9 protein-coding genes are annotated in these 11,544 nt (G+C 70.3%); 8 read left to right on the plus strand and 1 reads right to left on the minus strand.

The window, feature by feature from the left end:
- Positions 1–14: 14 nt before the first annotated feature.
- The 6 genes from DJ017_RS16145 to DJ017_RS16170 all read left to right on the plus strand — a co-directional run bounded on the left by DJ017_RS16145 (position 15) and on the right by DJ017_RS16170 (position 6,250).
- Positions 15–1,487, plus strand: a complete 1,473-nt coding sequence (locus DJ017_RS16145) for a type II and III secretion system protein family protein (protein ID WP_111529678.1) — start codon at positions 15–17, stop codon at positions 1,485–1,487.
- On the plus strand, positions 1,484–1,861 hold the full coding sequence (locus tag DJ017_RS20870) for a CpaD family pilus assembly lipoprotein (protein WP_227000173.1): 378 nt from the start codon (positions 1,484–1,486) through the stop codon (positions 1,859–1,861). Before DJ017_RS16145 ends, DJ017_RS20870 begins: the two co-directional genes overlap by 4 nt.
- A complete protein-coding gene (locus DJ017_RS16155; RefSeq protein ID WP_111529679.1) occupies positions 1,861–3,048 on the plus strand; it encodes an AAA family ATPase in 1,188 nt (395 codons plus the stop codon). Before DJ017_RS20870 ends, DJ017_RS16155 begins: the two co-directional genes overlap by 1 nt.
- Before the next feature lie 74 nt (positions 3,049–3,122).
- On the plus strand, positions 3,123–4,358 hold the full coding sequence (locus DJ017_RS16160; protein WP_227000174.1) for a CpaF family protein: 1,236 nt from the start codon (positions 3,123–3,125) through the stop codon (positions 4,356–4,358).
- Between the two features lie 4 nt (positions 4,359–4,362).
- On the plus strand, positions 4,363–5,313 hold the full coding sequence (locus DJ017_RS16165; RefSeq protein WP_111529681.1) for a type II secretion system F family protein: 951 nt from the start codon (positions 4,363–4,365) through the stop codon (positions 5,311–5,313).
- 13 nt (positions 5,314–5,326) lie between these two features.
- Positions 5,327–6,250 carry a type II secretion system F family protein gene (locus DJ017_RS16170; protein WP_111529682.1) on the plus strand — a complete coding sequence of 308 codons (924 nt, stop codon included), beginning with the start codon at positions 5,327–5,329 and terminating at the stop codon, positions 6,248–6,250.
- Positions 6,251–6,336: 86 nt separating this feature from the next.
- Here DJ017_RS16170 and DJ017_RS16175 read toward each other — a convergent pair whose 3' ends face one another.
- Complete coding sequence (locus tag DJ017_RS16175) at positions 6,337–8,607, minus strand: putative bifunctional diguanylate cyclase/phosphodiesterase (RefSeq protein WP_133255473.1); 2,271 nt, start codon at positions 8,605–8,607, stop codon at positions 6,337–6,339.
- A gap of 286 nt (positions 8,608–8,893) precedes the next feature.
- On the opposite strand from DJ017_RS16175, the gene DJ017_RS16180 reads away from it, so the two are divergent.
- Both DJ017_RS16180 and DJ017_RS16185 read left to right on the plus strand, forming a co-directional pair.
- Positions 8,894–10,990: a TonB-dependent receptor plug domain-containing protein gene (locus DJ017_RS16180; protein WP_111529684.1), complete on the plus strand. Its 2,097-nt coding sequence runs from the start codon at positions 8,894–8,896 to the stop codon at positions 10,988–10,990.
- Positions 10,990–11,541 (plus strand): YfiR family protein, encoded by a 552-nt coding sequence (locus DJ017_RS16185; RefSeq protein WP_111529685.1) that lies wholly within the window; start codon positions 10,990–10,992, stop codon positions 11,539–11,541. The genes DJ017_RS16180 and DJ017_RS16185 overlap by 1 nt, the downstream gene beginning before the upstream one ends.
- The last annotated feature ends 3 nt before the right edge of the window (positions 11,542–11,544 follow it).

Genomic DNA, 11,544 nt, shown 5'->3' on the forward strand with positions numbered 1-11,544 from the left:
CGACAGGCGCAACGATGCCCAACAGAAACCCCCTCCAAGAGCTGCAGTCGGCGCCCAAGGCCTCGACCAGCAGCCGCGCCCTGGCGCTGTCGGCTCCCATCGCGGTCCTGGCCCTGGCCACCGCGGTGGCCGCCCCGACCCACGAGACGGTCCGCAAGACCAAGGTTCGCCCGGTCTCCGCGCCGGCCGCCACCGTGGTCTCCGGTTCGCTGGCCGTGGAAGTCGGCAAGGCGCAGATGCTGATCCTGCCGGAAGCCGCCAAGACGGTGTTCATCGCCGATCCGGACGTCGCCGACGTGCAGGCCACCGACCACCGCAAGCTGGCCATCTACGGTCGTAAGCCGGGCTCCACGACGATCCACGTGACCTCGGTCAGCGGCAAGGTGGCGTCCTACACGGTCAACGTCGAGCGCTCGGCCGGCACGGTGTCGGCCGCCATCCGCGCCCAGGCGCCGAGCGGCGACCTGCGCGTCACCGCCACGCCCAAGGGCCTGACGATCAACGGCCTCGTCGCCACCCCGCGCGAAGCCGAGGCGGTGAAGTCCACCGCCCAGCAGTTCGTCCAGGACAAGGACGCGGTGAACATGAACGTCGGCGTGATCGGCGGGAACCAGGTGAACCTGCAAGTCCGCGTCGCCGAAGTCTCGCGCTCGGTCGGCCGCCAGTTCGGCTTCAACTGGGAAACCCTGATCAACAACGGCTCGACGGTGTTCGGCCTCGGCTACGGCCGCGACTTCATCCCCTCGGACTCGCCGAACACCTTCACCCGCGATCCGTCGGTGGGCTCCCTGGTGCTCGGCTACCGCTCGAAAGGCGGGTCGGCGAACATCAACGCCATGATCGACGCCCTCCAGTCGGAAGGCCTGATCAGCATCCTGGCCGAGCCGAACCTGACCGCCGTGTCGGGCGAGACCGCCAGCTTCCTGGCCGGCGGCGAGTTCCCGGTGCCGGTGGCCCAGCAGCAGAACACCGTGACGGTGGAATGGAAGAAGTTCGGGGTCGCCCTGGACTTCACGCCCACCGTGCTCGACGCGGGCCGCATCAGCGTCCGCGTCCGGCCGGAGGTCAGCGAGATCTCCACCAAGAGCGCGGTGACCATCAACAACATCACCATTCCGGGCATCTCGGTGCGCCGGGCGGAGACCACGGTCGAGCTGGCCAGCGGCGAGAGCTTCGCGATCGCCGGCCTGTTCCAGAACAACGTGGCGAGCACGGTGAAGCAGTACCCCTGGCTGGGTGAGATCCCGGTGCTCGGGCCGCTGTTCCGCTCCTCGCAGTTCACTCACGACCAGAGCGAGCTGGTGATCATCGTCACCCCCTACATCGTGCGGCCGGTGAACAAGACCGCCGCCCTGACCACCCCCGACCAGGGCATCGTGTTCGCCAACGAGCTCGAGCAGGTCGTGAAGGGCAAGGTCGCCGCCGCTCCTGGACCGCAACCCCACCTCGCCGGGCCGGCGGGCTTCAAGATGGAGGAAAAGCGTTGATCGCCTCCCGCACCACCCTGCGCCGCGCCGCGCTAACCGCGACCGTGGCGGGCCTCGCCCTCTCGCTCGGCGCCTGCGCCGAGAACAGCAAGGTCCTCTCCGAACATGTGCAGGCCGCGCCGCCGGTCTGCACGTCCAACCCGGCGGGCCCCAGCCTGGCCGCTCCGATGCTGGGCTGCGCCAACAAGGCCAACCTCGCCGCCATGGTCGCCGATCCCGCCGACCTGGTCCGTGGCCGCGCCGAGACCCCGGCGCTCGGCAACCGCGAGGCGGTCGCCGTGGAGAACCTGAAGAAGGGTCCGGACAAGAAGGTGCTCGCGGTTCCGACCACGACCCTTCTGACCACCAACACCTCGACCTCGGGAGGCAACTGATGGCTGACCAGCTCCAGTACGGCTCGGCCGAAGCCCATACGCCGCGGGTCGTCGCCTATATCCGCGACGACGACTCGGCCGGCGTGGTGCGCCAAGCGCTCAGCGATCTCGGCGCCGCCGACACGGTGATCAAGACCGGCGGCGTGGCCACGGCCCTGACCGACGCCACCGAGCACACCTCCGGGCGCCTCCTGATCGTCGACGTCAGCGGCGAGGACGATCCGGGCGCGCGCATCCGCGAGCTCGCCAACATGATCGAGCCGTCGATGGCGATCCTGGCGGTGGGCGAGACCAACGACATCCGCCTCTACCGGAATATCCGCGAGGCGGGCGCGGTGGAATACTTCTTCAAGCCGCTGGTCACCGCGCTGGTGGCCCGCACCTGCCAGGCCGTGCTCTCGGGCGAGGCCGAGGCGCCGCAGTCGCGCACGGGCCGCACGGTGTTCGTGGTCGGCGTCCGCGGCGGGGTAGGCGCCACGACCGTGGCGGTCCGCACCGCCCTGCGGCTGTCGGAGAATCCGCCGCGGCCGGTCCTGGCCGTCGATCTCGACCTGCAGTCCGGCGACGCCGCCCTGCAGCTCGACGCGACCCCGAACCACGCGCTGACCGAGGCGCTGAGCCAGGCCGACCGGGTGGACGACCTGTTCCTCGAACGGGGCCTGATCCACGCCACGAAGCGGCTGGACCTGATGGCCGCCCTGGAGCCGCTGGACGCCCAGACCGGCTATGACGAGTCGGCGCTGATCGCGCTGCTCGACAAGGTCTCGCGCCGCTACCGCTACGTGGTGGTGGACGTGCCGGCCGCCCAGGCCGCGAGCCTCAGCCGCACACTGCACATGCCCTCCACCCTGCTGCTCGTCTCCGACGCGCGGCTGGTGTCGGCCCGTGAAGTGGCGCGCTGGCGCGAATGGTTGGGCGGCAACACCGCCGAGCGGACCATCCTGCACGTGCTCAACATGAACGGCGCGCCGGGCAGCCTGCCGCTGGCGGAGTTCACCCGCGCCGCCGACCAGGCGCCGGACGTGGTGATCCCGTGGGCCAAGGACGTGGCGTCGGGCGCTTTGCTCGGTGTCAAAGCCAAGCCCGAGATTCCGACGCTAGATCGGGGCCTCGAGCCGGTGCTCGCCATGCTCTCGGGCGACGTCGGCAATCACAAGAAGTCCCTGTTCGAACGAGTCCTGGGTTGAGAATGCCGCCCGCTGATACGATACCGAAAGCTCGCAGCAACTCCGCGACCGACCAGATCCGCGACCTCGTCCTAATGCGGATCGAGCCGGCGGTCGCGGTGCGGATGGCGGCTCAGGACCTGACCGCCCGGATCGATCAGCTGGTGGCCGCGATCGCCGACGAGCGGCGTCTCCTGCTCAACAAGACCGAGCAGCGGACCCTGACCGCCGACATCGTCAACGACATGATCGGGCTGGGCCCGCTGGAGCCCCTGCTCCGCGACGAGACCGTCAACGACGTGCTCGTGAACGGGCCCAACAAGATCTACGTGGAGCGGCGGGGAAAGCTGGAGCTGACCTCGCTGCGCTTCCGCCACGACGCCCACGTCATGCACGTGGCCCAGCGGATCGCGTCGACGATCGGACGCCGCGTCGACGAGTCCAGTCCGATGCTCGACGCGCGCCTGCCGGACGGCAGCCGGGTCAACGTCATCATCCCCCCGCTCAGCCTGCGCGGGCCCTGCATCTCCATCCGCAAGTTCGCCAAGGAGATGATGGACTTCTCGCGGTTCACGAGCCTGGGGACCGTGTCGCCGGACCTCGGCCGGGCGCTGGAGATCGCCTCCCGCTGCCGCCTCAACATCATCATCTCGGGCGGCACCGGCTCGGGCAAGACGACCCTGCTCAACGCCCTCTCGCGGATGATCGACCCCAACGAGCGGATCGTCACCATCGAGGACGCGGCCGAACTGCAGCTGCAGCAGCCGCACGTCATCCCGCTGGAGACGCGCCCGGCCAACATCGAGGGCCACGGCGAGATCGCCCAGCGCGACCTGGTGCGCAACGCCCTGCGCATGCGCCCTGACCGGATCATCGTCGGCGAGGTCCGCGGGTCCGAGGCCTTCGACATGATGCAGGCCATGAACACCGGGCACAACGGCTCGATGTCGACGGTCCACGCCAACTCCTCTCGCGACGCCTTGGCGCGGATCGAGAACATGATCCTGATGGCCAACACGGCCCTGCCCGTGCCGGCCATCCGCGCCCAGATGGCCAGCGCCCTTGACCTCATCGTCCAGACCGAGCGGATGCGCGACGGCGTGCGCCGGGTGACAGAGGTCTACGAGGTGACCGGCATGGAGGGCGACATCATCTCCCTCGGGTCGCTCTTCAACTACCGCTACGTCGGCGAGAACCCCGACGGCACCTTGAAGGGCGTCTTCGAATCCCACCCCGTGCGGCCGCGGTTCTACCGGCGGCTCGACTACTTCGGCCTGGGCGAAGCCTTCATGAAGGCGCTCAGCGGCGACAAGGAAGGCAGGAGGCCCTGATCCCGTGGGACTGCTCATCGTCACCATCATCCTGGTCGGGCTCGGCGCGATCATGCTGGCCACGGCCTTCGCCGGCGCCCAGAGCGCCAGCCGCACCCTGGCCCGGCGCGTCGACCTGATCGCCCACGCCTCGCGCACCTCCGCCGCCGAGGAGGCGTTCTCCGCGGCGCGCTGGCTGGCCGGCGCCGAGGAAGCGCTCAAGCGCCTGTTCAGCCTCGGCCTTCGCCGCCGCTGGGGCGCGCCGACCCCCGGCCGCGTGCTCCTGCTCTACGCCCTGGGCGCGGCCGCCGCCGGCTGGCTGCTCGGCCACGCCGTGCTGCGCCTGCCCGACTGGATCGCGGGCCTGGTGGCCGCCGCCGGCTTCCTGCTGTTGCCGCGCTTCGTGCTCAGCCTCGAGCAGAGCCGCGCCGAGGCCAAATTCACCGATCTGTTCCCGGACGGCATCGACATGGTGATCCGCATGCTGCGCGCCGGCCTGCCGGTCAGCGCCGCCATCCGCACCGTCGGCAACGAGGCGCCCGAGCCGGTCAACCACGTTTTCACCGAGCTCGCCGACCAGGTGGAGATCGGCATTCCCCTGAGCGACGCCCTGGCGACCTCGGGCGAGCGCATCCAGCTGCCGGACTTCCGCTTCTTCACCGTCGCGGTCTCGCTGCAGCACGCCACCGGCGGCAACCTGGCGGCCTCGCTGGAGATCCTCTCCGAGATCATCCGCCGGCGCCGGGCGCTGCGGCTGAAGGCGCGGGCGGTGACCGCCGAAGTGCGGATGACCGCCTACATCCTCGGCTGCATCCCGTTCGTCATCATCGCCGGCCTGCTGTTCATCCAGCCCGGCTATCTGGAGCCGCTCTACGTGGATCCGCGCGGCCAGGTGATCGCGCTCTCCGCCATCGGCAGTCTGGTGGCCGGCTTCCTCACCATGCGCAGCATGATGCGCAAGGTCCTCAAGGTCTGATCGAGGCTCCCCGATGGAATTCCTCCAGTTCTTCCCGGCCATCCTGTCGCTGGGCCTGATCTGCGGCGGCGCCTTCATGGTGATCGAGGCGGCGCGCTCCGAGCGCAAGCTGATCGCCGAGCGGGTGGCCTTTGTCTCCGCCCGCGGCGCGGCCCAGCGGCCGTCGCGCGCCGACGAAGGGCCCGAAGCGGGGCTGGTGCGGATCTCCGCCGCCGGTCTCGACGACGCCGACCTCCTGGAGATCACCCGCATCTGCCGCCGCATCGGCGTGCCGGACCGCCGGGCGCCGTTCGCCTTCGCCATGGCCCGCCTGCTGCTCGGCGGGGCGATGATCCTCCTCACCCTGACGGCGCTCCACTCGATCGGCCAAGCGAGCATGGTCGGCGCCCTGGCCGTGGTGGCGATCACCCCGCTGGCCGCCGCCGCCGGCTGGCTGCTGCCGTTCGTGATCATCCGCCGGATGACCCGCGAGCGCGCCGACGAGGTCACCCACGGCCTGCCCGAGGCGCTGGAGCTGCTGGTGGTCTGCGTCGAGGCTGGCCTGTCGCTGGAGGACGGCCTGGACCGCATCACCGAGGAGCTGAAGCGTTCGCAGCCGGCGCTGGCCGAGGAGCTGGCCACCACCGCGGCGGACCTGAAGGTGCTGCCCGATCGCGACGCGGCGTTCAACGCCATGGCCGAGCGGGTCGGCTCACCCGCAGTGCGCTCGGTGATGAAGACCCTGTCCCAGACCCTGCGCTTCGGCACCCCGCTGGCCAACGCCCTGCGCACCGCCGCGGCGGAACTGCGCAACGAGAGCCTGCTGCTCATGGAGGAGCGCGCCAACCGCCTGCCCAGCCTGCTGACGGTTCCGATGATGCTGTTCATCATGCCCACGATCTTCATGATCGTCGGTGGCCCGGCCGTGCTGCGCCTGATGGCGGTGCTCCACCGCTAGGCGCGAGCCGCCGCCCGACAAAGCAAAGGCGCGGCGCCTGCGGGCGCCGCGCCTTTTTGATGGGTCGCGCCGCGCCGAAGCCTGCGTCAGGCGACCGGCGCGCTGGCCGGCTTGACGGTTCGTTGGGCGAGCAGCTTCTCCACCTCGTCGGCCGGCAGCGGCCGCGCGAAATAGAAGCCCTGAACTTCGTGACAGCCCCAGTCGGCGAGCATCTTGGCCTGGTCGGCCCGCTCGACGCCTTCGGCCAGCACCCGCAGCTCCAGGGCCTGGGCCAGGCTGATCGCCGCCCGCACGATGGCCCCGTCGCCCCGATTGTCGACCATCCGCTGGACGAACTCCTGGGCGATCTTGATCTCATCGACCCGGTAGCGATGCAGGTAGTCGAGCGAGGAATAGCCGGTGCCGAAATCGTCGAGCGAGATCTTCAACCCTTGCCGGTGCAGACGGTCGAGCACGTCGGCCTGGGCCATCGAGGCCTCCATCAGGGCCGACTCGGTGAGCTCGAGCTGCAGCACCCCGCGCGGCAGCCCGGTTTCACGGACGAGCGCGCCGATGAAGTCCTCGAGTTGCTCCGGGTGACGGAACTGAATGGGAGACACATTTACCGAAACCGAAGGCGGCGCGAGGCCGCGGTCCATCCAGGCCCGGGTCTGATAGGCCGCCGCGCGCAGGACCCACTCGCCCAGCTGGACGATGAGGCCGTTGGACTCTGCGGCGGGAATGAATTCGGCCGGCGAAACGACGCCGCGCGTCGGGTGGCGCCAGCGGACCAGGGCCTCCACGCCGATGATCCGGCCTTGGCGCATGTCGACCTGCGGCTGGTAGACCAGGAAGAACTCACCCCCGGCCAAGCCCCTGCGCAGTTCGTCGGCCAGAACCACGCGGCGGCGGGCCTCGGTGTCCATGGCGGCGGTGAAGAAGCGATAGGTGCGTCGCCCCTCGGCCTTGGCCCGGTAGAGGGCGAGCTCCGCGTGGGACAGCATCGTCTCGGCGCGGGCCGCGCCGGCCTCCTGCAGGGCGATGCCGATGCTGGCGCCCATGTGCAGGTTGTGCTCGGCGATGCGGAACGGCTCCTTGAGCACCTCGATGATCTCGCGGGCCATGCCCGCCGCGTCCTCGGGCCTCGCCACCCCGAACTGCAGGACGGCGAATTCGTCGCCGCCGAAACGGGCGACCACGTCGCCTTCGCGGGTCACCGAGCGCAACCGCTCGGCCACCGCCTGGAGCAGCACGTCGCCGACCGGATGGCCGAGGGTGTCGTTGACGTCCTTGAAGTGGTCGAGGTCGACATAGAGGACAGCGAAGCGCGGTCCGCCGGAGGCCACGGCGCCGATCGCCCGGTCGAGGCGCTCGCTGAACAGCTTGCGGCTGACCAGACCCGTGAGGGTGTCGTGATGGCTCGAGAGGTTGAGCGCCTGCTCGGCGCGGGCGCGCTCCAGCTGGTGGCGTTCGCGCAGGATCGAGGCGCCCACGATCTCGGCGAACATGGTGAGGACCTCCTTCTCGGCGGCGGTCCATTCGCGGGCCGACTTGCAGTCGTCGGCGGTCAGCGTGCCCCACCAGTCGCCCGCCACGGAGATCGGCGCGAAGAGGATGGTCTTGGCCCCGGCGAAATCCAGCAGCTGGCCGATCAGGCCATCGACCTCGCCAGCCTGCGCCACATAGGCGCGTCCCGCCCGCATGGCCTGGGTCCATTCGCCGCCGTCGTCCTGCAGGGGCTCGCCCAGCGGGGCGTCCTTGGCGGGAACCTCGGATGCGGACCAGTTGAACAGCAGCGCCACCGGCCCCGGCTGCTCGGCGCGGTTCTCGAACACCAGGAGGCGGTCGAGCTTCATCGCCTCCCCAAGGATGCCGAGCGCGCGGGGCGCCCCCACCTGGACGCTCGCGGCGCCGACCAGTTCGCTGGCCGCGCGGGCCACCGCGACGCGCAGGCGGTCGCGGTATTCGAGTTCACGCCGGCTGGCGCGGATGTCGCCGACCTCCCGGGCAGCGCCCAGATAGCCGCGGAAGACGCCGCCCGCGTCGAAGATCGGGCGGGCGCTGACCTCCAGCGTGGTCTCCACCCCGTCCTTGCGCAGGACCAGGATGTCGAGGCGATCGACCGCCGCGCGGGCGGCGAGCTGTGAAGAGAGCCGCCGTCCCAGCGCCGCGCGCGCGCCCTCCGGCGTCAGGTCCAGCACAGGCCGGCCGATAAGCTCGCCCGGCTCGTACTGCAGCGGGAGGGAATCTCGCGCGACGAGCTCGCGCAGGACGCCATCGGCGTCGACCTGCCAGAGATAGTCGGCGGTCGCCATCAGGAGGTCGCGATAGGGCTCCTCGCCGAGGCCGACGTCCCGGCGCAGGACCTCTCCGCCCACGTCGGGCGGCTTCGGGCCCAATGCCCTCTTCGGGAGCGCCTTTGGCGACGTCGTGGGCACTCGTCGTCCCTGATTGGTGACCGGTTCGGCGCGCCCACCCCCGTGTGCAAGCGTCGCGAGATGATCAGCTTATGACAGCCCTGGGTATAGTCCGTTGAGCTAGATCAAGCTTCGCCGCGTCTTGAGCTTCACCGCAACTTCAATTCTCACGCGATTGACGCAAGTCAACACGCCCAGCGAGCGATCATGATTTGCTCAAAGCAATCCGGGGTTGCTTCGAGCACACATGAACCATGCCGCCAAAACGACGTCGGCCGGACGTCTGAGACCTGCCCTCCTGGCCGCCGCCTGCCTGACCGCGCTGGCGGGTTCGGCGCATGCCGCCGAGGCCGGCGCCACGGCGGCCGGCGCGTCCGCCAGCGCGGCGCGCGACACCCCGCCGACCCTGGCGGAGATGAGCCTGCAGGAGCTGATGGACGTGGAGGTCACCAGCGTCTCGCGGCGGCCGGAGAAGGTCGGCGAGGCCGCCGCGGCAGTGTTCGTGATCACCGCCGACGACATCCGCCGCTCCGGCATGACCACCCTGCCCGACGTCCTGCGCCTGGCGCCGGGGGTCAACGTCGCCCAGGCCCACACCGGCCAGTGGGCGGTGTCGATCCGCGGCTTCAATGACGTCTATTCCTCGAAGCTGCTGGTGCTGATCGACGGCCGGCCCATCTATTCGGCCGCCTACGCCGGCGTGCTCTGGTTCGTCCAGGACGTGCCGCCGGAGGACATCGAGCGGATCGAGGTGATCCGCGGGCCGGGCGCGGCGGTGTGGGGCGCGAACGCCGTCAACGGCGTCATCAACATCATCACCAAGTCGGCGGACGCCACCCAGGGCACGACCGTGAGCCTCACCGGCGGCGACGGCGCCTCGCGCGAGCAGGCGACGGTGGTGTTCGGCGGCCGGATCTCGGACACCGCCGCCTACCGCGTGTTCCTCCGGGATGTCCGCGATCCGGCGCTGAAGACCGCGGACGGCCGCGACGCAGGCGACCCCCTGCGCACCTGGGACGCCGGCTTCCGCCTCGACTGGACGCCGAGCGCCGTCGATCACGTCACGGCCGAGGGCCAATACCTCGCCGGCCGCACGCGCGTGACCGCCGGCCCGTTCCCCGCGAGTCTGCGCGCCTTCATCCCCCTGCCCGTGCAGCCCGACGGCCGCCTGATCCTCGATGAGCGCAACCAGACCTGGTTCGTGCAGGCGGCTTGGGAGCGGTCGCTGGCGAATGGCTCGGTCTCGGCCCAGGCCTATTACGAGCGCGACCGCATCGGCCAATTCGGCGGCATCCTGCGGATGGGCACCCTCGAGGGCGAGGGGCGATACAGCTTCGCCCTCGGCCAACATCATCAGGTCGTCCTCGGCGCCGGATACCGGCAGCGGGACTTCTCCACCCTGGACGGCCTGGTGATCTCGATCGTCGCCACGGCCCCTGCCGAGCCTCTGCGCCAGGTCAGCCTGTTCGGCCAGGACTCCATCTCCGTCGCGCACGATCTGACCCTGACCGCCGGAGCCAAGGCCGAGCACAGCACCGAGACCGGCTGGGAGTTCGAACCGAGCCTGCGCCTGGCCTGGACGGCCACGCCCAACCAGACGTTCTGGGCGGCCGCCTCGCGGGCGGTGCGCTCGCCCTCGATCGCCGACCGCGGCCTGCGTCTGCTGGCCCCGCTGAGCTACGAGCCCATGTTGATCGGCCTCCAGACCCTGGGCGATCCGAACGCCAAGTCAGAGGTCGAAGTCAGTCTCGAGGCGGGGTATCGCGCCATGCTCAGCTCGCGGCTGAGCATCGATCTCGCCGTCTTCGACACTCACTATCGCAAGCTGACGACGCTGACCCAGGGCGCGTCGGTCCTGGTCACCAGCCCGCCGCCGCCGATGATCGTCATTCCGGCCCAGGTGGCGAACCTCGGCAAGGGCCAGACTCGCGGGCTGGAACTCAGCGCCAACTGGCAGGTCACCCAGGCCTGGCGGCTGATCGGCAGCTACAGCGCGCTGTCGATCAAGGCCGAGACGCCGGCGGCCAACATCTCGCCCGAGCGCTACAACGACCCGGGATCCTCCCCGCGCAACCAGTTCCAGCTCCGCTCGCAGCTCGATCTGCCGCACGACTTTGCCCTCGATGCGGCGCTGTTCCGCATCGGCCGCCTGGCGACGGGATCGATCCCGGCGCACACGCGGCTGGACCTGCGGCTCGGCTGGCGGCCGACCCCGCGGCTGGAGATCGCCGTGGTCGGCCAGGACTTGCTGAAGGCGCGGCATCCGGAGATCACTCCGATGGCGCTGCGCGATCTGGAGGAGATCCCGCGGACCGCCTTCGTCCAGCTGCGGACGAACTTCTGATGCGCCGGCCCCGCACCGTCGCGGCCGCACGCAACTGGCGCCTCGCCGCTGCGCTGGTCGTCGCGCTGCTGTTCGGCGCGCCAGCGGCCGCCCAGACCGAGTACCAGGTCAAGGGGGCGATGCTCTACAACATCGCCCGCTTTGTCGACTGGCCCCAGACCCGACGCGGCCAGACCAGCGTGCAACTCTGCGTACTGGGCTCCGATCCCTTCGGTCCGGCGCTGGACGCCTTCGACGGCCGGCCCGTGGGCCAGGGCGTCCTGAAGATCCGGCGCGTCACGCGGACCGAGGAAACGGGCCTCTGCAACATGCTGTTCATCCCCGGCTCCGAGGCAACGCGCCTGCCCGGCGTCCTGGCGGCCCTGCACGGCCGGCCCGTGCTGACGGTGTCCGAGACGCCAGGAGCCGCCGAGCGCGGCGCAGTGCTCAACCTCTTCCTCGAACAAAGCCGCGTGCGCTTCGAGATCAACATCGACGCCGCCCAGCGGTCCGGCCTCACCATCAGCTCCCAGCTCCTCAAGCTGGCGCGCATCACCCACGACAGGACCTGATGC

This window comes from Phenylobacterium soli (assembly GCF_003254475.1).
Lineage (GTDB): Bacteria > Pseudomonadota > Alphaproteobacteria > Caulobacterales > Caulobacteraceae > Phenylobacterium > Phenylobacterium soli.

What these genes read in the sequence shown, in the direction of transcription:
- DJ017_RS16185 (WP_111529685.1), top strand. Translation starts at nt 10,990, where the DNA reads ATGCGCCGGCCCCGCACCGTCGCGGCCGCACGCAACTGGCGCCTCGCC.
- DJ017_RS16170 (WP_111529682.1), top strand. Translation starts at nt 5,327, where the DNA reads ATGGAATTCCTCCAGTTCTTCCCGGCCATCCTGTCGCTGGGCCTGATC.
- DJ017_RS16145 (WP_111529678.1), top strand. Translation starts at nt 15, where the DNA reads ATGCCCAACAGAAACCCCCTCCAAGAGCTGCAGTCGGCGCCCAAGGCC.
- DJ017_RS16155 (WP_111529679.1), top strand. Translation starts at nt 1,861, where the DNA reads ATGGCTGACCAGCTCCAGTACGGCTCGGCCGAAGCCCATACGCCGCGG.
- DJ017_RS16180 (WP_111529684.1), top strand. Translation starts at nt 8,894, where the DNA reads ATGAACCATGCCGCCAAAACGACGTCGGCCGGACGTCTGAGACCTGCC.
- DJ017_RS16160 (WP_227000174.1), top strand. Translation starts at nt 3,123, where the DNA reads ATGCGGATCGAGCCGGCGGTCGCGGTGCGGATGGCGGCTCAGGACCTG.